At 30.3% G+C, this 23,197-nt stretch carries 21 protein-coding genes and 1 pseudogene; all 22 read left to right on the top strand.

The features are described from left to right. Positions 1-123: 123 nt before the first annotated feature. The 22 genes and pseudogenes from recR to EAG11_RS22885 all read left to right on the top strand — a co-directional run bounded on the left by recR (position 124) and on the right by EAG11_RS22885 (position 23,189). Positions 124-744, top strand: coding sequence for a recombination mediator RecR (gene recR / locus EAG11_RS14375; protein ID WP_129539777.1), 621 nt, complete (start codon positions 124-126; stop codon positions 742-744). 73 nt (positions 745-817) lie between these two features. Then, the gene (locus tag EAG11_RS14370) at positions 818-1,618 is read left to right on the top strand and encodes a polysaccharide biosynthesis/export family protein (RefSeq protein ID WP_129539776.1); all 801 of its coding nucleotides are present in this window, start codon (positions 818-820) and stop codon (positions 1,616-1,618) included. A gap of 11 nt (positions 1,619-1,629) precedes the next feature. Further along, positions 1,630-4,077, top strand: coding sequence for a polysaccharide biosynthesis tyrosine autokinase (locus tag EAG11_RS14365; protein ID WP_129539775.1), 2,448 nt, complete (start codon positions 1,630-1,632; stop codon positions 4,075-4,077). 25 nt (positions 4,078-4,102) lie between these two features. Beyond that, positions 4,103-5,083 (top strand): SDR family oxidoreductase, encoded by a 981-nt coding sequence (locus tag EAG11_RS14360; protein ID WP_164998712.1) that lies wholly within the window; start codon positions 4,103-4,105, stop codon positions 5,081-5,083. Between the two features lie 54 nt (positions 5,084-5,137). Beyond that, the gene (locus EAG11_RS14355) at positions 5,138-6,529 is read left to right on the top strand and encodes a UDP-glucose 6-dehydrogenase (RefSeq protein WP_129539773.1); all 1,392 of its coding nucleotides are present in this window, start codon (positions 5,138-5,140) and stop codon (positions 6,527-6,529) included. A 67-nt stretch (positions 6,530-6,596) separates the two neighbouring features. Beyond that, a complete protein-coding gene (locus EAG11_RS14350) occupies positions 6,597-7,061 on the top strand; it encodes a UpxY family transcription antiterminator (RefSeq protein WP_129539772.1) in 465 nt (154 codons plus the stop codon). Between the two features lie 306 nt (positions 7,062-7,367). Then, positions 7,368-8,650, top strand: a pseudogene (locus EAG11_RS14345) (nucleotide sugar dehydrogenase). A gap of 15 nt (positions 8,651-8,665) precedes the next feature. Then, entirely contained in the window at positions 8,666-9,088 is a 423-nt protein-coding gene (locus tag EAG11_RS14340) for an adenylyltransferase/cytidyltransferase family protein (RefSeq protein WP_129539771.1), read from the top strand. Positions 9,089-9,097: 9 nt separating this feature from the next. Beyond that, the gene (locus EAG11_RS14335; protein ID WP_129541111.1) at positions 9,098-10,093 is read left to right on the top strand and encodes a mannose-1-phosphate guanylyltransferase; all 996 of its coding nucleotides are present in this window, start codon (positions 9,098-9,100) and stop codon (positions 10,091-10,093) included. Between the two features lie 7 nt (positions 10,094-10,100). After that, positions 10,101-11,147: a dTDP-glucose 4,6-dehydratase gene (gene rfbB / locus EAG11_RS14330; protein ID WP_129539770.1), complete on the top strand. Its 1,047-nt coding sequence runs from the start codon at positions 10,101-10,103 to the stop codon at positions 11,145-11,147. 70 nt (positions 11,148-11,217) lie between these two features. Next, positions 11,218-11,898, top strand: a complete 681-nt coding sequence (locus EAG11_RS22390; RefSeq protein WP_242499167.1) for a polysaccharide biosynthesis/export family protein — start codon at positions 11,218-11,220, stop codon at positions 11,896-11,898. Further along, entirely contained in the window at positions 11,862-12,659 is a 798-nt protein-coding gene (locus EAG11_RS22385) for an SLBB domain-containing protein (protein WP_242499166.1), read from the top strand. Before EAG11_RS22390 ends, EAG11_RS22385 begins: the two co-directional genes overlap by 37 nt. Before the next feature lie 14 nt (positions 12,660-12,673). Then, positions 12,674-13,663 (top strand): SLBB domain-containing protein, encoded by a 990-nt coding sequence (locus EAG11_RS22380; protein ID WP_242499165.1) that lies wholly within the window; start codon positions 12,674-12,676, stop codon positions 13,661-13,663. A 14-nt stretch (positions 13,664-13,677) separates the two neighbouring features. Further along, positions 13,678-13,857, top strand: coding sequence for a hypothetical protein (locus EAG11_RS22375; RefSeq protein WP_242499164.1), 180 nt, complete (start codon positions 13,678-13,680; stop codon positions 13,855-13,857). Next, entirely contained in the window at positions 13,854-14,750 is an 897-nt protein-coding gene (locus EAG11_RS14320; RefSeq protein WP_242499163.1) for a lipopolysaccharide biosynthesis protein, read from the top strand. Before EAG11_RS22375 ends, EAG11_RS14320 begins: the two co-directional genes overlap by 4 nt. Before the next feature lie 45 nt (positions 14,751-14,795). After that, positions 14,796-15,917, top strand: coding sequence for a non-hydrolyzing UDP-N-acetylglucosamine 2-epimerase (gene wecB, locus EAG11_RS14315; RefSeq protein WP_129539769.1), 1,122 nt, complete (start codon positions 14,796-14,798; stop codon positions 15,915-15,917). A gap of 2 nt (positions 15,918-15,919) precedes the next feature. Then, the gene (locus EAG11_RS14310) at positions 15,920-17,317 is read left to right on the top strand and encodes a lipopolysaccharide biosynthesis protein (protein ID WP_129539768.1); all 1,398 of its coding nucleotides are present in this window, start codon (positions 15,920-15,922) and stop codon (positions 17,315-17,317) included. Then, complete coding sequence (locus EAG11_RS14305) at positions 17,310-17,876, top strand: acyltransferase (protein WP_129539767.1); 567 nt, start codon at positions 17,310-17,312, stop codon at positions 17,874-17,876. Before EAG11_RS14310 ends, EAG11_RS14305 begins: the two co-directional genes overlap by 8 nt. A gap of 162 nt (positions 17,877-18,038) precedes the next feature. Beyond that, entirely contained in the window at positions 18,039-19,652 is a 1,614-nt protein-coding gene (locus tag EAG11_RS14300) for an FAD-dependent oxidoreductase (RefSeq protein WP_207209602.1), read from the top strand. 4 nt (positions 19,653-19,656) lie between these two features. Next, positions 19,657-20,736, top strand: a complete 1,080-nt coding sequence (locus EAG11_RS14295; protein WP_129539766.1) for a polysaccharide pyruvyl transferase family protein — start codon at positions 19,657-19,659, stop codon at positions 20,734-20,736. 277 nt (positions 20,737-21,013) lie between these two features. After that, a complete protein-coding gene (locus EAG11_RS14290; RefSeq protein WP_129539765.1) occupies positions 21,014-22,099 on the top strand; it encodes a hypothetical protein in 1,086 nt (361 codons plus the stop codon). A 358-nt stretch (positions 22,100-22,457) separates the two neighbouring features. Beyond that, positions 22,458-23,189 carry an EpsG family protein gene (locus EAG11_RS22885; RefSeq protein ID WP_129539764.1) on the top strand — a complete coding sequence of 244 codons (732 nt, stop codon included), beginning with the start codon at positions 22,458-22,460 and terminating at the stop codon, positions 23,187-23,189. The last annotated feature ends 8 nt before the right edge of the window (positions 23,190-23,197 follow it).

The following is a 23,197-nucleotide window of genomic DNA, read 5'->3' as shown; positions in this document are numbered from 1 at the left end:
AGTTCCTAATAAGAACAATTATAATAAGAAGTTTTATGAAATGTAAAATCTCAGTTATTTGAAACTTCTATTTTCCATAAAACAAAAGTCGAGTAAACCCACAAATTTAGTATTTTTGTCTTCATGGAATTTTCTTCAAAATTAATAGAGAAAGCAGTCAGCGAAATGTCACAATTGCCAGGTATTGGTAAGCGTACAGCTTTGAGATTAGTTTTACATTTATTAAAACAGCCCAAAGAACAAACAGGTTTTTTAGCCGAAGCATTAATGACAATGCGTGCCGATATTAAATTTTGCGAAAGCTGTCATAATATTTCTGATATTGCAGTATGTGAAATTTGTGCTAACACTGCAAGAAATCATCAGACAATATGTGTAGTTGAGGATATTCGCGATGTAATGGCTATAGAAAACACAGGGCAATATAAAGGGATTTATCATGTTTTAGGAGGGAAAATTTCTCCTATTGAAGGAGTTGGACCAAGTCAGTTGAATATAACTACCTTAGTAGAAAAGGTAAAGTTAGGTGGGGTAAACGAAATCATTTTTGCTTTAAGCTCAACAATGGAAGGCGATACAACCAACTTTTATATCTACAAACAAATAGCTGATGCTGAAATTATAATTTCAACAATAGCACGCGGAATTGCTGTAGGAGATGAATTAGAATATGCAGACGAAGTAACCCTTGGACGAAGTATATTGCATAGGGTTCCGTTTGAGAAAACGTTTAAAAATAGTTAACAGAGTCAGTCGAGAAAATTGATGTTTTCTAAATAATAAATGAAAAGCTATATTTGCTATTAAAATTCTGTAAATGAATAAAAACTCTCTTTATCTGTTGTTGCTTATTAGCACTCTTTTTGCATCATGCATTCCGCTAAATGATTTAGTTTATTTACAAGATAAAGGAACAACAAGTACTGAAAGTAATATTGTTGCTGCTGTAGAATCAAAACCCTATCGATTACAGACTAATGATATCTTAAGTATTAATATAAAAGCAATTGATCCAAAGTTGGTAGCTATTTTTAATACTACAGATAAAACCGTAGGACAAAATTTATCTAACTCAGAAGCAGGATTATATTTTGATGGCTTTACAGTTGATGATCATGGAAATATAAGAATGCCAGTTCTGGGGGAAATAAATGTTATGGGATACACACTTGAAGAAGTACGTGTTAAAATAGAAAAACAATTATTAGACGAACATTTCAAGCCAGAAGCAAATATATTTGTAACAGTAAAGCTTGGAGGTTTTAGATATACAATAAATGGAGAAGTAGGATCTCCAGGTACCAAAACACTTTTTCAGCAACAGGTAAATGTAATGGAGGCCATTGCTAATTCTGGTGATATTACAATTACAGGTAATAGAAAAGCCGTTACTATTATTCGTCAATCACCAACAGGAGTCGAAATGCATGATATAGATCTTACGGATCTTAATGCAATAAAATCTCCATATTATTTTTTACAACCAAATGATTATATATATGTAAAACCACTTAAGCAAAAAACTTGGGGGACGGGTAGAACAGGAATAGAATCTATTGGAACAATAATCACTATAATTTCTTTGGCAACAACTACATTTTTACTTTTAAAACTTTAAAAACCTACAAAATGTTAGACATAAAAGATTTTTCGATTTTTGACAATCAATCAGATTTTGATTTTAAAGGTTTTTTGTTGAAAATTGGGGGATACTGGAAATGGTTTTTATTGAGTTTAATAATTTCCTTTGCAATTGCTTATCAGGTAAATATTCGTAAAGAAAAAATATATGGAATGGAAACTTTGATTTCCATAAAAGAAGAAAATAATCCATTCTTTACTTCAAATACAAGTTTAGTATTTAATTGGGGAGGAACTTCCGATCAAATAAGTAATACAATCACAGTGTTACAATCGAGATCTCACAATGAGCGAGTTGTTGATAAGTTGCAATATTATATCGATTATCTAGAACAAGGCAAGTATAATATGGTAGACTCTTATGGAGCTGTCCCTTTTTTTGTTGCTATAGATAAATCGAAAGGACAATTAGCAGCGGCATTAATTAGTATTAAGTTTTTAAATGCTAATGAATATGAAATTAGAATTCCTTTTGAGAATAATTCAGTTTCATTAATCACTTATGCTAATAATTCATATAGTAGCACGGCTGTAGAGATAGGAGATTTTGTAAAGAAGTATAAAGTTGGAGAACAAGTTTCGTTGCCCTTCTTAAACTGGAAATTGCAAATAAATGATAATCCTGGTTTTTATAAAGGCAAAGAATATTTTGTGCGATTTAATGATTTTGATGGAACGGTTGCGCAATACCGTGGTATAAGTGTAAGATCTGACGAAGGAGGAAGTTCGATAATTACATTAGGAATGCAAGGAACCAATAAAGCACGAATGGTTGAATATTTAAATTCGACAGTAAAAATGCTAATAAAAATTCAACTTGATAGTAAAAATCAATTTGCGACAAATACAATTAATTTCATAGATAGTACACTTGTGGCAATGGAGGCGCAGTTAAAGCAGACTGGAGATGAATTAAAGACATTTCGAAAAGGCAAAAATGTTTATAATATAGAAGAAGGAGGGAGTAAGTTTTCAGATAAAATCATGGACTTTGATGTCGAAAAAGATAAGGTTACTCGTAAAATAGCATATTATAATTCGTTAAAAACATATTTAAAAAACAGTGTTGATTATTCTAGGTTGCCCGCTCCATCAGTTGCAGGAATAGAAGATCCAAACATTGTTATAAATGTTTCTAAGTTAATATCGCTTTCTGCACAAAGATCAGAAATGGCCTATGCAGTAAAAAGTGATAAGATTTTTAAAGATTTTGATAATCAAATGATGGCTATCAAGAATGTATTGTTAGAAAATATTGCTTCGGCAAAGTTTTCTTTACAATATGATTTGGAAATGGTTAATAGTAAAATTGGACAGACAGAAAGTACAATAAAAAAATTGCCAGAAGAGCAACAAGAATTATTGAAAATTAAGAGAAAGTACGATTTAAGCGATAATGTTTACAGTACATTTCTTCAAAAAAGAAGTGAGGCAGATATAGTAAAAGCGGCTAATTTATCGGATATTCATTTTATAGATCCAGCCAAAGATATTGGTGGTGGATTGATAGGGCCTAAGACATCAGTTAATTATGTTTTGGCATTGTTCTTGGGGGTGCTAATTCCGTTATTATTAATATGTGTTATTTTTTTTATTAATAACTCGATCCAGAATATAGAAGATGTTAGTAGGCAAACACAGATTCCATTAATTGGAGTGGTGGGAGTAAATAATGAGGCCACGAATTTAGCGGTGTTTGGTAAGCCTAAATCTGCTTTGTCTGAGTCGTTTAGGTCAATTCGTTCTTCTTTACAGTTTTTATATAAAAAGCAACAAGTTGATGGAGCAAAGACATTAATGATAACTTCATCGATAAGTGGTGAAGGGAAAACGTTTTGTTCTATTAATATAGCTACTGTATTTGCATTAAGTGAAAAAAGAACCGTTATCGTAGGTCTTGATTTAAGAAAGCCAAGGTTGGCAGAAGAATTTGAATTGACTAATGAAATGGGCGTGGTTAATTATTTGATTAAGGAGAAAAACTTAGAAGAAATTACAAATAAAACTAAGATTCCTTATTTGGATGTCATCTTTTCAGGACCAGTTCCTCCAAATCCTTCTGAATTGATTTTAGGAGAAACGATGAAAGAATTCATGAATGAGTTGAAGACAAAATACGATTACATAATTTTAGATACGCCTCCAGTTGGACTTGTTTCAGATTCTTTAGAATTGGTACAATATAGTGATGTAACTTTGTATATTGTGAGACAAAATTATACCAAAAAAGATATGATAACGTTGTTGAATAATAGGGTTAAAAGAGGAGAACTCACAAATGCAAGTATTGTTTTGAATGGATTTGAGAATAAAGCCAAATACGGAGCAACTTATGGATATGGATACGGCTATGGAAGTTATTCTAATGGATACCACGAGGAATCAAAAAAAGTAAGTTTATTAAAAGCGATTTTTAATAAATTCAGTAAAAAATAATATCGAGTCATTTAAAGTATTAATTATGGAATCACAAAACACGATATTAATTACCGGAGGAGCTGGCTTTATAGGTTCTAATCTATGTGAATATTTCTTAGGGCAAGGTCATAAAGTTGTTTGTTTAGATAATTTTTCGACAGGTCATCGACATAATTTAAAAGATTTTGTTGCGAATGACAATTTTAAATTAATTGAAGGAGATATTCGAAATATAGCTGATTGTATTTTAGCGGTTCAAGGGGTTGATTATGTTTTACATGAGGCAGCTTTGGGTTCAGTTCCAAGATCCATAAATGACCCAATTACAACGAATGACGTTAATGTTTCGGGATTTTTAAACATGCTTGTGGCTTCAAGAGATGCTAAAGTAAAACGATTTATTTATGCAGCAAGCTCGTCTACTTACGGTGATTCAGAAGGATTACCAAAGGTAGAAGAAGTAATAGGAAAACCATTGTCACCTTATGCTATTACAAAATATGTAAATGAGTTATATGCTGAGATCTTTAGCAGAACTTATGGGTTGGAAACAATTGGATTGCGTTATTTTAATGTTTTTGGAAGGAAACAAGATCCAAAAGGAGCTTATGCAGCGGTGATTCCTAAATTTGTAATGCAATTAATGAATTACGAAAGCCCAGTTATTAATGGGGATGGGAATTTTTCGCGTGATTTTACTTATATTGATAATGTGATTCAAATGAATGCTTTGGCTATTACGACTAAGAATCCAGAAGCAGTTAATACAGTTTATAATACTGCATATGGAGATAGAAATACCTTAAATGATTTAGTTGGTTATTTAAAAAAATATTTATCCGAAAATGATGCTAAAATTGCGTCTATAGAAATAACCTATGGGCCAACTAGAGCAGGAGACATTCCGCATTCTTTAGCAAGTATAGATAAAGCAAAAAGATTATTAGAATACGATCCTAAATATTCTTTACAAGAAGGTTTGAAAGAAGCTGTAAGTTGGTATTGGAGTAACTTAAAGAAATAGTTTTCTTTAAAATAGAATAAAAACAGAATAAAAAATATTTGTAAATTTAGTTAGATGAAAATCACAAAGATTTGTTGTATTGGTGCAGGTTACGTAGGTGGACCAACTATGGCAGTTATAGCACAAAAATGTCCGCATATACAAGTTACAGTAGTTGATTTAAATGAAGAAAGAATCAAGGCATGGAATGATGAGAATACCGATAATATACCAATTTATGAACCTGGCCTAGATAAGATTGTAGCCGAAGCGAGAGGTCGAAACTTATTCTTTTCTACTGATGTTGAAAAAGCTATAGATGAGGCTCAAATTATCTTTATATCTGTAAATACGCCTACTAAGACCTATGGAAAAGGGAAAGGAATGGCAGCAGATTTAAAGTATATTGAATTATGTGCAAGACAAATTGCCAAGATTGCAAAAGATAATAAGATTGTAGTCGAAAAATCGACATTGCCAGTACGAACAGCTGAAGCTATTAAAAGTATTTTGGACAATACAGGAAATGGAGTTCAATTTCAAATTTTATCAAATCCTGAGTTTTTAGCTGAAGGTACGGCAGTAACAGATTTGTTAAATCCAGATCGAATATTAATTGGTGGTGATGCTACATCAGAAGGTAAAGAAGCAATAGACGCTCTTGTAGAAGTGTATTCGAATTGGGTATCATCAGATAGAATTCTAACGACAAATGTTTGGTCATCAGAGCTATCAAAGTTGACTGCAAATGCATTTTTGGCTCAAAGAATATCTTCAATCAATGCCATGTCTGAATTGTGTGAGAAGACTGGAGCTGACGTAGATGAAGTGGCAAGAGCAATTGGAATGGATACAAGAATTGGTTCTAAATTTCTTAAAGCTTCTGTTGGATTTGGAGGATCATGTTTTCAAAAAGATATTTTAAATCTAGTTTATATTGCAAAGTCATATGGATTAAATGAAGTAGCCGATTATTGGGAGCAAGTGATTATTATGAATGACCATCAGAAGAAAAGGTTCTCCAATAAAATTGTTCAGACACTATATAATACCGTTTCAGGCAAAAAAATAACATTCTTAGGTTGGGCTTTTAAAAAGGATACAAATGATACGCGTGAGTCAGCAGCGATTTATGTAGCTGATGATTTGATTAACGAACAAGCTAAAATTGCTGTTTATGATCCTAAAGTCTCTAGGGAAAAGATGCTAAATGACTTAAATTATTTAGAAACTAGAGTTTTAGAAGAGAATACTAAAGCAGTTGCTACTTTTGAAAATGCTTATGAAGCTTGTAACGGAGCTCATGCGATTGCTGTTTTGACTGAGTGGGATGAGTTTGTGAAATATGATTGGGAAAGAATTTATAATTCAATGCAAAAACCAGCTTTTGTTTTTGATGGAAGAAATATATTAGATAAAGAAGAGCTAAAGAAAATCGGATTTGTATATCTGGGTATTGGGTCATGATATTGTAATGAATTAGTTGCTGTTGTATTGATGTTTGTAGATAAAATTCATAACAAAATAAATAATAATGAATTGGTATGTAGTTTATACTAAACCCAGATGGGAAAAAAAAGTTGCGGATCAATTAAATAAGATAGGGGTAAAGTGTTATTGCCCATTGATTATTCAAATAAGACAATGGTCGGATAGAAAAAAAAAGGTAGAAGTGCCTTTGTTTAATTCTTATGTTTTTGTTCAATTAGAAGACTTGGATAGAAATTTAGTGTTTCAAATTCCTGGAGTTATTCGTTATTTATTTTGGTTGGGTAAACCGGCAATTGTTCGTGATGAAGAAATTAGGATTATTAAAAGTAGCATAGAATCTCCTGCGATTAGCGAAGTTTCAGTAGCTCCATTTAAGATAGGAGATAAAATAAAGTTAGATTCAGGTGCTTTTAGTAGTCAGGATGCAATAGTTCGAGAAATATCTAATACTCATTATACATTAGTTTTGGAGTCATTAGGTTGCGTGTTAAAAATAAAATACAAATAAATTAACAAGATAATTGTGAGGTATTTGTGATAATTTGCATAAAAAAGAATCACTAGTTTTAGTGATTTTTTTATGCCTTGTGTTTGAGTTAAGAATATTTTTATGTTGACTTTTAGCCAATTGTGTTTTTTTAGCTACTTAATAATTTATTTTTTATTGTTTCAGTAGTTTTTGCTATTGAATTAATAGCCTTATTATGGTATATTTGCCAAAAGTGTATGTTCGGTTATCTAGGTCAAAATGTGACTTGGATAAGCGAAGCTGTGGGAATAAATGATTATAATGATGAAATACAACTAGAAATATATGGAAAAAAACGTAAAAATAGCAATTATAGGCTTGGGTTATGTTGGATTGCCATTAGCGAGATTATTTGCTACAAAGTATTCTGTTGTTGGTTTTGATATTAATCAGTCAAGAGTAAGTTCATTGCGATCAGGTACCGATACGACATTTGAAGTTGATGATGAAACTTTGCAAAAAGTTTTACTTGACAAAACAGGGGATGCAATTGGTTTGTTTTGTACCTCAAAAATGGAGGATATAAAAGATTGCAATTATTATATAGTAACAGTTCCAACTCCAGTTGACAAGAATAATAGACCAGATTTAACTCCTTTATATAAATCAAGTGAGAGTATTGCTTCGGTTTTAAAAAAAGGAGATATAGTTATTTATGAATCTACTGTTTATCCTGGAGTCACTGAAGAAGAGTGTGTTCCCGTTCTGGAAAGAATATCTGGATTGAAATATAATGTTGATTTTTACGCAGGATATTCGCCGGAGCGAATTAATCCAGGAGATAAAGAGCATACGGTTGAGAAAATTCTGAAAGTTACCTCAGGTTCAACACCTGAAATAGGTAAAAAAGTTGATGAATTATATAAAACTGTAATTATTGCAGGAACACATCTAGCACCGACAATAAAAGTTGCAGAGGCGGCTAAGGTTATCGAAAATTCACAGAGAGATATTAATATTGCATTTGTAAATGAATTAGCAAAAATATTCAATTTAATGGATATTGATACTCAGGCTGTTTTAGAGGCTGCAGGAACAAAATGGAATTTTTTGCCGTTCAAGCCAGGATTAGTTGGTGGTCATTGCATTGGTGTTGATCCTTATTATTTAGCACAAAGAGCTCAGGAATTTGGATATCACCCAGAAATTATTTTGGCAGGACGCCGTTTAAATGACAGCATGGGAGAGTACATTGCTTCTCAAGTGATCAAGCTTATGCTGAAAAAAGGAATTTATGTAAATGGAGCTAATATTTTAATGCTCGGAATCACATTTAAAGAAAATTGTCCTGATGTGCGTAATACCAAAATTGTAGATTTAATAAATGCTTTAAAAGAATATGGGGTTACAGTTACAATATTTGACCCATTGGCAAGTTTAGAAGAAGTATATAAAGAATATAAATTAGATATAATCAATATAATACCTAATCAAAAATTTGATGCAGTTGTTCTAGGAGTAGCACATGCTGATTTTTGAATTTAAATTTTTCAGAACTACAAAAAGAAAATAGCTTGTTGTATGATGTAAAAGGAATATTAGGAGATATTGCAGATAATAGACTGTAAATTTTAAATTAAATTATGAGAGTAGGAATAACTTTTAGTGCTTTTGATTTATTGCATGCTGGGCATATTAAGATGTTAGAAGAAGCAAAGAGGGAATGTGATTATTTAATAGTGGGTTTGCAAATAGATCCAACACTTGATCGTCCAGAAAAAAATATTCCTTCGCAAACAGTAGTAGAAAGATACATACAATTAAAAGGATGCAAATTTGTTGACGAAATTGTTCCTTATGCAACAGAGCAAGATCTAGAAGATATTTTGCGTTCTTTCAAAATAGATGTTCGTATTATTGGTGATGAATATAGGAATGAAAATTTTACTGGACGTGCTTATTGTGAGCAAAAAGGAATAACGTTATACTTTAATGTTAGAGATCATCGATTCTCAAGTAGTAATCTTAGAAAAGAGGTTGCAGAAAAACAATTAAAAAGGATATAATATATGGGAATGCCAATAACTCACGTTATTTTAACAGGTGGAGTAGGTAGTAGATTGTGGCCACTTTCTCGTAAAAGCATGCCCAAACAATATTTAGAGATATTTGAAGAAAAATCATTGTTTGAAATGACGGTGGAACGAAATGCTAATTTGGCAGACAAAGTTATGGTTGTTGGAAACATTGATAATTGTCATCTGAGTGAAAAGGTAATGAAGAAGTTGGGAAAGGATTATATTAATATTGTAGAATCAACTCCTCGAAATACAGCAGCTGCTATTGCCTTTGCCGCCTTTGCTTCTCAACCTGACGATATATTAATCGTAACACCTTCGGATCATATTATTGATGAAATGGGGCAGTATAATCAAGCAATAAAAAAAGCAATTGCTAAGGCAGAAGAAGGATACATTGTAACGTTTGGAATCGTACCAACGAAGCCAGAAACAGGATATGGATATATCGAATCGAGAGGTGATGACGTAGTTTCTTTTCGTGAAAAACCTAATAGTGTTACAGCTAAGGATTTTATTGCAAGAGGTAATTTTTTATGGAACAGCGGAATGTTCTGTTTTAAAGCAGGTGTGTTATTAGATGAATTAAAAACATATCAGCCTGAAGTATATGAAAAATCTAAAAAAGTTTGGGAGAATAATAAAAATGGTAATTTAGATTTAGACTTATCACTAGATATTCCTTCTATAAGTATTGATTATGCGGTTATGGAACGTAGTAAAAAGATCAAAGTAGTTCCAGCAGCTTTTGCTTGGTCTGATTTAGGATCTTTTGAATCAGTATATGATTATTTAATTACTAAAGGGCATTTTGTAGATAAGTTTGGTAATATGGTTATTGGTTCTGATAAGCATACAACATTTTTGGGATTAAAAAATACTATTTTTGTGCACACAGATACAGCTAATTTGATTTTGCAAAAAGAAAATTCGCAAGATGTCAAGGATTTATATGGAGAATTAGAGAGGCGGAACTCTGAATTATTGAACTAAGATAAAAATGAAAAAAATACTTATAACAGGAGGTGCTGGATTTATTGGATCGCACGTAGTAAGACGTTTTGTGACAAAATATCCACAATATCATATTTTTAATTTAGATGCATTGACTTATGCAGGTAATTTGGAGAATATTAAAGATATTGAAAATAAACCCAATTATACTTTTGTTAAAGGAGATATAGTTGATGAATCCTTTATAAATAATCTTTTTTCAGAAAATGAGTTTGAAGGAGTGCTGCATTTGGCAGCCGAGTCTCACGTAGACCGCTCAATAGAAGATCCACTTTCGTTTGTAAAAACGAATGTTATTGGAACGATGAATTTACTTAATGCAGCAAAAAATCAATGGAAGAATAATCAAGAGGGTAAGAGATTTTACCATATTAGTACCGATGAGGTTTATGGGTCACTTGGAGCCGAAGGATTATTTACTGAAAAAACAGCCTATGATCCTAATTCCCCTTATTCAGCTTCAAAAGCAAGTTCTGATCATTTTGTACGCGCATATGGTGAAACATATGGCTTGCCTTATGTCTTAACGAATTGTTCTAATAATTATGGATCCTATCACTTTCCTGAAAAATTAATCCCCCTTTTTATTAATAATATCATCAATAATAAGCCATTGCCAGTATATGGAGATGGTAATTATACTCGTGATTGGTTATTTGTAGAGGATCATGCTAATGCTATTGATTTAGTATTTCATGAAGGGAAAAATCATGAAACGTACAATATTGGAGGCTTTAATGAATGGAAGAATATTGATTTGGTTAAATTATTGTGTCAAATCATGGATGAGAAATTAGGAAGAGATAAAGGCACTTCTCAAGAATTGATAACTTACGTAAAAGATAGACCCGGGCATGATTTGCGGTATGCAATCGATGCTTCTAAAATTAATAGAGAATTAGGATGGAAGCCTTCAGTCACTTTTGAAGAAGGATTAGAAAAAACTATAAATTGGTATTTAAGTAACGAACAATGGTTGCAAAATGTGACTTCTGGAACTTATAAAGATTATTATAAAAAACAATATTCTTAGATATTTGTAATTTTTAATTCAGGGTATTGAATTAGAAGTTACCTAAATGAATTTTATTAAAATAAACTATATGAAAAAGATAACGGCAGTATTTATATTATTTTTTGCTCTTTTGGTATCATTAAATATGTCAGCTCAAGATATTTTAAAGTCTAAAGATTTAAGTGCTGTTAAAGTTGATTATTTATCAGATAGTGATATTAATAAAATCAAAAATCAATTAGAAGCTAAAAGTCTTAGTATAGACGATGCAGAGGAAGCAATTCTATCAAAAGGAATGAGTAAATCTGAGTTTTCTAAATTGAAAATAAGATTAGATCAGGTTTCTAAAAAAGACCAGAAAGATAAAGATCCAAAAGATAAAGATTTAGATGGTAAGGATGGCAAAAATAAAAAGACTGAATTCGGAAGGAAACAGCAAGAAATTATCAATGTTAAAATAAAAGATTCTATAAATGCTTTAATCTTTGGTTCCGAGTTATTTGATAATCCTACATTGAATTTTGAGCCTGATCTGAAATTGGCAACGCCAATGAATTATATTTTAGGGCCTGGAGATGAATTACAAATTAGTGTTTATGGTGTTCAGGAATTTGAAGATAATATTCCTGTAAGTGTTGAAGGAAAGATTACGATACAATATGTCGGTCAAATTGCTGTATCGGGAATGACTATTGAGGCAGCTACACAAAAATTAAAGCTGCTATTGCAAAAGTGTATAGTACGGTTAGATCAGGTCAATCGCAAGTAAGTGTTAGTTTAGCAAAAATAAGAACAATCAAAATTACTATTGTTGGAGGGAAACAACCTGGTAATTATTCAGTGTCTTCTTTGGCGACAGTATATAATGCTTTGCATTTAGCAGGTGGACCAGGCAAAAATGGTAGCTATAGGAATATTGAATTGATTCGTAATAACAGGGTTTATAGAAATATAGACATATATAAGTTTTTACTAAAAGGAGATCAATCAGATAATGTTGGCTTGAAAGAAAATGATGTTATTCGAATTCCAGCTTACAGCATGCGAGTAACAGTAACAGGAGAGGTGAAACGTCCAGGAATTTTTGAGATGAAAAAAGGGGAGACTTTTAATGATTTATTATCTTTTACATCAGGATTTAATGACTTAGCTTATACAGCTTCGGTAAATGTTTTACAGAAAACAGGAAAAGAGTTTAAGGTTCATGATGTTAATGAAAGTGAATTTAACATATACCAACCTCAATCTGGAGATGTTGTTAAAGTGGCAAAAATATTAAATCGATTTGAAAATCGTATTCAAGTTGAAGGAGCAGTGTTTAGACCAGATTTCTATTCTTTTACAGAAGGAATGCGTATCTCTGAATTAATAACAAGAGCAGAAGGTTTAAAAGAAGATGCTTATACAAAACGAGCCAGGATTATTCGTTTAAAATCGGATTTAACGACAGAAATTGTAAATGTTGATTTAGCAAAAGCACTTTCAGGGGATTTAAATTCTGACGTATTATTAAAAGAGAAGATATTGTAACAGTATATTCTATTTTGGATTTTAGAGAAGAATACAAAGTTACGATTGATGGAGAAGTTAAAAATCCAGGTGAGTACGAGTTTTATGAAAACTTAACATTGAACGACTTGGTTGTTGAAGTTGGAGGTTTAACAGGTTCAGCATCAAAACGAGTTGAAATTGCTAGAATGAAAAAATCGGATGCTATTAATGATGCAGACCCAAAACGAGTAGATGTATTTGAGTTGGAAATTAATGATGGAAATAATGAACAAATTAAAAACTTCGCGTTAATGCCTTTTGATGTTATTAACATACGAAGAATGGCTGTTTATGAAAAACCAGAGATGGTTAAAATAAGTGGTGCAATTTCTTATCCTGGTAAATATGTTTTGGCAAACAAAAAAGAAACGGTATATAACGTTGTAATGCGTGCTGGAGGATTAACATCTATTGCTAATTTGGATGGATTGAAAATAAAAAGACCTATTAAAGAAGAACAAATAGAGAAATTAGAAAGTATTGATTTAAATTTGAGAAATGGCGATTCTTTAAAGGAGAAACAATTAGTTAAAAAATTAAAAGACGAACTGAAATATGCAACGATTCCAATCGATTGGGAAAGAATTGTAAAAGATAAAAATCATTACTCAAATGTTACTTTGTTTCCTGGGGATGAAATAGAAGTTGCTACCTATAATGAAGGAGTAAAAGTAACAGGTAATGTATTGTTGACTTCGGAAATACCCTATAGAAGCGGGAAAAGCTTCAAGTACTATTTAAATGCTGTTGGAGGTGTTGATAATATGGGGTGGAAGAAAAAAGCCTATATAATTTACCCGAATGGAAAAGCTGCTGTAGCAAGTTCTTTCTTATTCTTTAGGTCCTATCCCAAGGTAACTCCGGATTCTCAAATTGTAGTTCCTGAAAGACCAGTAGTTAAAAAGATGACAACGGGAGAATGGGTTGGTATTGGTAGTGTGATTTCTAGTTTAGCATTATTAATTATCACTGCTTTTAAATAATAATAAGTTTTAAAATGGATAAGAGATCAATTCAAGACGATGAAATTTCGTTAAAAGGATTAGTATTAAGTGTAAAAGAATGGTATTTTTATCTGTTATCACAGTGGAAAATTATTGTCTTAGCAGGGATAATTGGAGCATCTTTGGGAATTGTATATTCTTTGATAAAAAACCTGTTTATACAGCTACTTTGACATTTGCATTAGAAGAAGAAAAATCGGGAGGAGGTTTAGGAAGTGCATTAGGTTTAGCGGGCTCTTTAGGTTTAGATCTTGGAGGAGGTGGAGGAAGTATTTTTACAGGTTCCAATTTAACACAGTTGCTTAAATCTCGTAGAATGGTAGAGCAAACTTTATTAACTTCTGTAAACTATAAAGACAAGGAAATTTCTTTGGCCGAAATGTATATTGATATTAATAAGTTTAGAGACAACTGGAAAGAAAAACCGAAACTAGCTAATATTCATTTCTTACCTAATACAAAACGTAAATATTTTACAAGAGTGCATGATAGTATTTTAGGCTCAATCTATCAAGGATTATCTAAAAGGGGATTGGTAGTTGGACAAAAAGATAAAAAAATAGCGATAATCAATATTGATGTTTCTTCTACGGATGAATTATTTGCTAAATATTTCTGTGAAGCATTAGCTAAAGAGGTATCAGATTTTTATGTGGCTACTAAAAGTAAAAAATCTAGAATGAACATGTTGATTTTAGAAAGACAAACTGACTCTATTAGAAGAGAACTTAATGGAGCAATTACTGGGGTAGCTATAGCTACGGACAAAACGTTTAACTTAAATCCAGCTTTAAATGTGAGACGGGCCCCATCTTCTAGAAGGCAAGTAGATGTTCAAGCTAATACAGCAATTTTAACTGAATTAGTAAAGCAAACCGAATTAGCTAAAGTGACATTACGTAAAGAAACACCTTTAATTCAGGTGATAGACAGGCCTATCTTGCCATTGGCAAAAGAGCATTTTGGTAAAGCTAAAGGAATGATAATTGGATATTTTATTTTTGGATTCATTTGTGTTTTAGTTATCATTGTTAAAAAATATATTAAAGAAGCCCTTTCTTCATAGTATACTATCTATTATTTAATTTAAAGTTTTAATATCAATTAATATATGAAGATTAAAAATTTAATCATTTTTGGGACAAGACCAGAAGCTATTAAAATGGCTCCTCTAGTTAAAGAATTTCAAAAAAATACAAATCATTTTGAAACCAGAGTTTGTGTAACAGCCCAACATCGTGAAATGTTAGATCAAGTATTACATTTCTTTAAAATTACTCCAGATTATGATTTAGATTTAATGAAAGCTAATCAGAATTTATATTCTTTAACTGCAGATATTATTTCAGGATTAAAATCAATTTTAGAAGATTTTAAACCTGATTATGTTTATGTTCATGGTGATACAACTACTACAATGGCAGCTAGCATTGGAGCTTTTTACTCAGGTGCAAAAATTTGTCATGTAGAGGCAGGTTTACGTACACATAATAAACGATCTCCATTTCCAGAAGAAATTAATCGCCAAGTAACTGGACGTATTGCAGATTTTCATTTTGCTCCTACAACTGCTTCAAAAAATAATTTATTAGCAGAAAACATCAACCCGAATAGCATATTAGTAACTGGAAATACTGTAATAGATGCGTTATTAGCAAGTGTTTCAATAGTTGATAATGTTGATAATGAGGAAATAGATTATTTAAAAACAATAATTGATTCTTCTAAAAAAATTATTTTAGTGACTGGCCATCGACGTGAAAATCATGGACAAGGGTTTAATAATATTTGCGAGGCTTTAAAAGAAATTGCAGAACAACATCTAAATGTTCAAGTGATTTATCCAGTACATTTAAATCCGAATGTAAAAGAACCGGTTTATGAAATTTTATCAAATATTTCTAATGTTAATTTGATTAACCCTTTAACGTATCCAGCCTTTGTTTGGTTAATGAAACAATCGTATTTGATTATAACAGACTCTGGTGGTGTACAGGAAGAAGCACCTAGTTTAGGTAAACCTGTTTTGGTAATGCGTGATACAACAGAAAGACCAGAAGCAGTTGATGCCGGAACGGTAATTTTAGTTGGAACTAATAAAGAGAGAATTGTTTCAGAAACAAATAATTTATTAATAAATATTGGGCACTATAAGTACATGAGTGCTTTACATAATCCTTATGGAGATGGTAAAGCTTGCCAAAGGATAGTAGAATTCATAAGAACAAATTAAATATGGGAGATTCTTCTGACCACCTTGGGAAAAAACTGTTTAAGGAAACATTAATTTATTCTATAGGAAGTTTTGGATCAAAAATAATATCTTTTTTACTCCTTCCATTTTACACCTTTTTACTAACTAAAAAAGATTTAGGTGAATATGATATCTTTATCACTACAATTACTTTGTTTGTTCCTCTCGTTTCTTTGCAAATATCGGATTCTGCTTATCGCTGGTTAATTGATAGAGACAAACAAAATGAAAGATTAAAAGCAGAAATAATTACCAATACCATGATTGCGTTTGGTGTTGGGTTTTTCTTTTTTTCTTTTCTTTTTCTAATTTACAGTGTGTTTGAAACTTTTGAATACAAAGAATATTTTTTTACTTTAATGTTTTTAAATTGTTTACTACCAATACTGCAAAGTATTTTAAGAGGTGAAGGAGATACTAAAAAATTTGCAGTAAATGGTTTTATTACCACATTTTTAGTAATCATCTTTAATGTTGTATTCATATATGTACTTCATTTAAGAGTAGAAGGGATTTTACTTGCTAATATTGTTGCCTACACGATTGCTAGTTTATTCATGATTTTTCAAATTAGAATATTTAAATATTGTTCTTTTAAATATTTGAATAAAAAATTATTAAAAGAGATGTGTCATTATTCACTTCCTCTTATTCCTAATTTGATGAGTTGGTGGGCTATAGGTTCAGCAAGCAAATTTATAATTTTGCATTATTTAGGACCTGAAGCTAACGGAATTTATGCCATTTCGTCTAGATTTCCATCGATAATAGTTATCATAAATTCAGTTTTTGTTTTACCTATACAAGATGCTTTCCTTAAAAAAGATATTAAAATGGAAGATTTTAGTAACTTATTGGTTCACTTTATAAAAATAGAATTTAGTGTAATCCTTATTCTTATTGCAGGAGCACCTATTTACACTAAATACGTTGTTAATAATGAGTTTTATGAATCTTGGAAATATATGCCTTTCCTGTATTTAGGTGTAGGTTTTAACACCGTAGCAGCATTAATTAGTCTTATTTATCAAAAAAGAAGAAGCACTGCAAAAATAACTTCTACTACAATAATTGGAGGTGTTGTATCTATCGTATTAGGATTTCTATTGGTAGAACGATGGGGTTTATATGGCATATCGGTATCTTATTTTTCGGGATTCTTTGTTGTATATCTATTGAGATATTTTGATTTAAAAAAAGAATTAAAACTTGGGATAAATGAGTTTTATTATATAATGTCTTTAATTTTCATCATTGCTACGATTTATTTAATGAATATCTTAGGATTCAAATTTCAGTTACTTTTGTTAGTTTTAATGTTAATTTTGGTATCGTTTATTAATAAAAAAATAATATTAAATTTTTTAAAAAATGATTAGAAAAATGATATTTGAATTTTATCAAAATGCTAAATTAAAACGATTATTGAATAGACTCAAAATAATTGGTGTTAATAATAAAATTAGTTCTTCAACATTAATATTTTACCCAGAAAGAGTATCACTTGGTAGTTATATTTACATTGGACCTAATGCTGAAATAAATGGACTAGGTGAGGTGGAAATAATGAACGGTGTTATTATTGGACCAAATTTAGTTATACATTCGGCAAATCATAATTTTAAAAATTCAAAGTACATTCCTTACGATGAAACATTTGATTTTAGAAGAGTTATAATTGGGGAAAATGTTTGGGTTGGTGGAAATGTAATTATTACTCCAGGAAGCAATATTGGGGAGGGTTGTATTATTGGCGCTGGTTGTGTAGTGTCAGGAACAATTCCTCCATTATCAATTGTTATTGGTAATCCTTGTAAAGTTATAAAAAGTAGGGATTCTGAACATTATTATCGACTAAAGAATGAAAATAAAATCTATCTTAAAGAAAAATTAATAAAGAATTTAAAGCCAGAAATAAACCTGAATTATAATGAATAATTAGGATGTTATGAGTTAGTTCGTTGTGAAGTAATATATTGAAGAGTTGTATAATGTATCAATTTTGTTAAAAATGAATTATCTGAATTTATTTGTTTTTCATCAGTTTGGAATGTATTGTTTAAATTTACGTTTCACTTTTTTTTGGGGTTCTGTTTTATTTTGTGTTCTTCTTGCTCTAAAGAGGACTATATAGCCGAAATAAAACCTATTTTACATTTCGATACGACCAATGGTGTTAAAAATATTGATACTGCTAAAGAATATGATGTGGTTGTTTATGGTGGTACAGCTTCTGGAATTATTGCAGCTGTTGAAGTTGCCAAATCTGGTAAAAGTGTTCTACTTATAAAGCCTTTGAATACTGCTTTGGGAGGTATGACTGCAAATGGACTTGGAATAACGGATGTGCTTAATGTTAGTATATTAGGAGGTATTACGAGGGATTTTTATAAAACAATAAAAAAGTATTATAGTAATTCCCATAATTGGTTTAGCGGAAAAGCAAGTAATTATGAAAGATACTCATATAATGGAGATGTAATGATATGGTTTGAGCCTAAGGCAGCTCAGTATATACTTAGGAATTTTATCATCGAAAATGCTATTCCGATTTTGCATAACGAAAGGCTTAATTTAGCTACAGGTGTTAATAAAAACGGTTTAAATGCTATTACTTCCATAAAAATGGAATCAGGTTTAGTCATAAAAGGGAAAATGTTTATTGATGCATCTTACGAAGGGGATCTTATGGCAAAATCAGGAGTTTCATATACATATGGGAGAGAAAATAATAGCCAATATAATGAACAAGTAAACGGAGTGTACACTATGGCTAATGGTGATCGCAACCAATTTCCAGATGGAATAAAAGGTTTAGGCACAGGATTTCCATTAAATATACCTAGTAACGGAACCGGAGATAGAAAAATACAAGCCTACTGTTATAGAATGTGCTTAACTAACGTAGAAATAAATAAGGTGCCAATAAAAAAGCCTTTCGACTATAATGAAGATGATTATGATTTATTGTTTGAGTACATCAAGAGGTATGAAGGTCATTCTTTTTTTGATTTAATGCCATTGCCTAATGGAAAAACAGATTCGAATAATATGGGGCCTATTTCAACAGATTATGTAGGTAAAAATTATAATTATCCTGAAGCAAATTATGCAGAAAGAGAAATGATAGTTGCAGACCATAAGCGTTATCAGATGGGTTTTTTGTGGACTTTGACAAATCATCCAAAAGTACCAGAAAGAATCCGTAATTTTTACAAACAATGGGGGTTAGCAAAAGATGAATTTGTAGAAACTGACAATTGGCCTAACCAATTGTATATTAGGGAAGGAAGAAGAATGATAAGTGAGTATATTATGACTGAAGGAAACTGTGCTGGTAAGATTGTTGCTGATAGAGGAATCTCCTTGGGTGATTATCCCATGGATTCTCATATTGTTCAACGCTATATCGATATTAAGGGAAATATAAAGAATGAAGGTCAATTTATGGCGAGAACCCCTAAGCCATATCCGATTGATTATCGTGCAATAGTCCCAAAAAGAATACAATGTACTAATTTATTTGTACCCGTTTGTCTGTCTGCAACACGTCCTGCTTTTAGCTCTATAAGGATGGAGCCTGTTTATATGTCACTAGGTCAGGTTTCAGCAGTTGCTGCTGTATTAGCCTTAAAAAACGGTACAACTGTACAAGAGTTACCATATGAGTTGTTAAGAAATGCATTGTTGGAAAAAAAAATAGTATTGCAATAAAAAAATGACAAAAATTACTATAAAAGGAGCTTACGGAGAAACTAATTTTGGAGATGATTTGTTAATGTGTGTATTTGAAAATTTTTTTTTAAAAGAATTTGAAAATGTTCAATTGAATTTTGTTGGTGATTATAATGATTACGTTCAAAATCTTTTAGTTAATAGTACTTATTTAGAACCAAATTTTTTACCAGATTGGGAGGTATATGGAGGTGGAACTCAGTTCTTTGCTTTCCAAAATAAATATGACACATCTTTACTTAAAAAAATTAATGTTGCTCTTAGGAATCCGAGTCTTATTAAAAGTAAAATAAAAAATATTTTTACTAAAAATATTATAAATCAATCTAAAATTGCTTTTTTAGGTTTTGGAATTGGACCATTTTACGAAAATCAAGTTGCAATTTTAAATGCTAAAGAAAAAATTTCTAAGGCTGAATTTGTTGGAGTTAGAGATGAAGTTTCGAATCAGTATTGTACTGATTGGAATATTCCTGCAACCTTAGGGGCTGATGTCGTTTTTTCTTCTTATTTCACAAAAGTTGAATTGAAAACAACTACTGATAGACAACCAAAAAAGAAAATAGGAATCATTGTAAGAGATTGGAACTGGGAAGAATCAGGAAAAAATTATATTAATAACTTAATAGGATTCTATAAGTCATATTCGAATGTTGAATTACAGTTTATTATCTTCGCACCTTCAAAAGACAAGGATTGGATATTAAAAACGAAAAATGAAAAAGTTTTAATTTGGGATCCTATAAAATATTCGATCAAATCATTTTTGGAAGAATTAAATGAATTTGATGGATTTATAAGTGCCCGTTATCATGGTGCAATTGTAGCAGCTTTACTGCAAAAACCTGTTATATGTGTTGAGGTAGAACCAAAATTAAAAATTTTAACAGAACAAGTTAAAGAAATAAAACTTTGGGAAAAACCTTTTGATATTAAAATGTTGGAAAAGTTAGTTGGTCAGTTAAACTATGATATTGATTATGGGGATACTTTGAAAGAAAGAAAATTAAAAGCAGATTTTATGTTATTGGACTTCGCAAAAAGATACAATGAAATAAAATAATTTTATTGAGTTAATCACTCAATTTCTTTGTGTCTATTTCTTTTGAATAAGTCTTTATCAATATACCCAAAGGTCAAAGTATGTTAAACTTTATAAAACAACTGTCAAATAATGAAGTTTGCAAAGCTTATTTGCCACAAGATAAAATGATAAGATTGGAATTATAAATACAAAAAGAATAATTTCATTGCGTAGTGGACTATACTGTGCCATTTTTTTTTAGGTGAGTTATCAAGAATTAGAAAAAAATAAAATTATTATTAGAAGATAATTAAACATGAATATATTAGTAATAGCGCCATTTCCAAATAGTAAAAATGAAAAAGATGGTTTCCTTCAAAGAATAAAAAAAGTAGACTATCTGATTAAGGAAAATAAACGTGTTTACATCCAGATTTCTTTAAAGCATTATATTGTTCCAGAAAAAGTTAATCATGATACTGATGGAGTAGTTGTTTGGAACCTTAATTTCTTTACAGGTTTCTTTTTTTTATTCTATCAGTTATGCAAAAGCGATATGGTTTATGCACATACGATTTATAATCTAATGTGGATTATTCCTTTTTTTCCGATTAATAAATCTAAAGTTATTCTTGATGTGCATGGTACTGTTCCTGAAGAGCAAGAAATGGGAGGTAAGATTGGTTATTCAAAAATTTTGAGTTTTGCGGAAAAGTTATGTTTTAATAATATAAATACGGCTGTTTTTGTAACTGAAAGTATGCATCAATATTATTTAGAAAAATATGCTAATGCAAGTTTTAAGTCTTTGGTTTATGGTATTTGGCCAGATAACATAAGAAAAGGTGATGATGTAGATAAATTAATTTTAGACAAACTTAGAGAAAAGATTGGTATTGGTACAAATGATGTAGTTGTTATTTATAGTGGAGGTTTACATGTTTGGCAAAATATAGATTTGATGTTACAATCTATTAATAACAAAAAGAATGATCAAAATGTTGTTTATATTTTATTAGTTAATGATATTGTTGAAATGAAGAAAATATTAAATAAATTTAATATTAATAAAAGAATTTATTTAGATTCTGTTCATCCTGATGAATTAGCTAATTTTTATACATTATCACATTATGGTTTTGTTTTACGAGACGATAGTATTGTAAATCGAGTTGCAAATCCTACAAAATTAATTGAGTATTTGTTTTACGGAATCACCCCTATTGTTAAACTTGAAGAAATTGGAGATTTTAAAATATATAATTATTCATATATGTGCCTAAATAAATATCTAGAAGATATTTTACATACTTTTAAATGTGTTAATAATGAACAAGTGGTGGCTGACATTTTTAATAGTTATAATGAAGAAGAATTTAAGCATGAAATTTTGATTAATTAAAGAATGGGAATTTATATATTAATATTATTAATACTGTGTTTCCTTTCAGTATTTGATTTTTTTTTCTTTAATCTTTTTGAAAATTCAATAGGTAAGAAGTTTTTATTTATTTCCATTTCTGTTTTTTTGTTTTTTTTGCCGGATTAAGAACTTTAAGCCCTGACATTGATGCTTATGAGGCTATGTTTAAAGAGGTTGAGTCTGGTAATCTAGATAGTTGGATGATTCAGTTTACTGAGCCAGGATATATTTTTTTATTACGGATTTTAAGTATTTCTTCTTTTCAAATTAGTTTATTGGTTATTGCAGCAATAGGAGTTTTATTTAAAATTAATTTTTTTTAAAATATTCTCCATTTGTGTTTCTTTCTTTAATTATATATTTTTCTACTGATTTTATGATAAAAGAGATGGGGCAAATTCGTCATGGTATTGGTATGGGGATTATTTTTTATGCTTACGATTGTCTTATAAATGAAAAAAAGAAGAAGTTTTTATTAGTAGTTTTATTGGCGACTTTATTTCATTTTTCAGCTATTTGTGTTTTACCATTATATTTTATTTATAATTTAAAAAAATCTATATTTTTTTACTTTACTTCAATATTTTTATTGCTCCCGTTTGTTGCTTTCGACATAAAAGGGATGATTTTTAAATTGATGTCTCTTTTGCCAATTGAAAGCTTTAGTTCAAAAGCAGAATTATATTCTGGTTCCGAATTTGCTAATAGAATTGGATTTAGCTCTACATTTTTTTTATTAATCATTATGTTTTGTATTTTACTTTTTTTGAAATATAGAACCACTTATAAACCTCAGATAATTAACGTTTTTGTTAATATTTATTTTTTAGGTTTAATTTATTTTATGGTTTTTAACTCCATTTCGGAATTTTCACTTCGTACAAATGTCTATTTTAGGATGTTAGATATTATTATATTACCTATCTTGATTTATAATTTTAGATATCGTATTATAGGATTGTTGTTACTTGTTCTAATTTTGTTAAATACATTTAAAACTTTAAATACGAGGTATAATGATGAGGCAATTAGTTTTACTTATTTTCCTTATCAGTCTGTTTTCGATTAATAATTCAC

The sequence above is a fragment of the Flavobacterium sp. 140616W15 genome (assembly GCF_003668995.1).
GTDB lineage: Bacteria > Bacteroidota > Bacteroidia > Flavobacteriales > Flavobacteriaceae > Flavobacterium.
The sequence above is the reverse complement of the archived record's forward strand: the minus strand, read 5'-3'. Positions and strand labels throughout refer to the sequence as shown.

What these genes read in the sequence shown, in the direction of transcription:
- EAG11_RS22390 (WP_242499167.1), top strand. Translation starts at nt 11,218, where the DNA reads ATGAAAAAGATAACGGCAGTATTTATATTATTTTTTGCTCTTTTGGTA.
- EAG11_RS14355 (WP_129539773.1), top strand. Translation starts at nt 5,138, where the DNA reads ATGAAAATCACAAAGATTTGTTGTATTGGTGCAGGTTACGTAGGTGGA.
- EAG11_RS14305 (WP_129539767.1), top strand. Translation starts at nt 17,310, where the DNA reads ATGATTAGAAAAATGATATTTGAATTTTATCAAAATGCTAAATTAAAA.
- EAG11_RS14340 (WP_129539771.1), top strand. Translation starts at nt 8,666, where the DNA reads ATGAGAGTAGGAATAACTTTTAGTGCTTTTGATTTATTGCATGCTGGG.
- EAG11_RS14365 (WP_129539775.1), top strand. Translation starts at nt 1,630, where the DNA reads ATGTTAGACATAAAAGATTTTTCGATTTTTGACAATCAATCAGATTTT.
- EAG11_RS22375 (WP_242499164.1), top strand. Translation starts at nt 13,678, where the DNA reads ATGGATAAGAGATCAATTCAAGACGATGAAATTTCGTTAAAAGGATTA.
- EAG11_RS14370 (WP_129539776.1), top strand. Translation starts at nt 818, where the DNA reads ATGAATAAAAACTCTCTTTATCTGTTGTTGCTTATTAGCACTCTTTTT.
- EAG11_RS14310 (WP_129539768.1), top strand. Translation starts at nt 15,920, where the DNA reads ATGGGAGATTCTTCTGACCACCTTGGGAAAAAACTGTTTAAGGAAACA.
- EAG11_RS14335 (WP_129541111.1), top strand. Translation starts at nt 9,098, where the DNA reads ATGCCAATAACTCACGTTATTTTAACAGGTGGAGTAGGTAGTAGATTG.
- rfbB (WP_129539770.1), top strand. Translation starts at nt 10,101, where the DNA reads ATGAAAAAAATACTTATAACAGGAGGTGCTGGATTTATTGGATCGCAC.
- EAG11_RS14350 (WP_129539772.1), top strand. Translation starts at nt 6,597, where the DNA reads ATGAATTGGTATGTAGTTTATACTAAACCCAGATGGGAAAAAAAAGTT.
- wecB (WP_129539769.1), top strand. Translation starts at nt 14,796, where the DNA reads ATGAAGATTAAAAATTTAATCATTTTTGGGACAAGACCAGAAGCTATT.
- EAG11_RS14290 (WP_129539765.1), top strand. Translation starts at nt 21,014, where the DNA reads ATGAATATATTAGTAATAGCGCCATTTCCAAATAGTAAAAATGAAAAA.
- EAG11_RS14295 (WP_129539766.1), top strand. Translation starts at nt 19,657, where the DNA reads ATGACAAAAATTACTATAAAAGGAGCTTACGGAGAAACTAATTTTGGA.
- EAG11_RS14360 (WP_164998712.1), top strand. Translation starts at nt 4,103, where the DNA reads ATGGAATCACAAAACACGATATTAATTACCGGAGGAGCTGGCTTTATA.
- recR (WP_129539777.1), top strand. Translation starts at nt 124, where the DNA reads ATGGAATTTTCTTCAAAATTAATAGAGAAAGCAGTCAGCGAAATGTCA.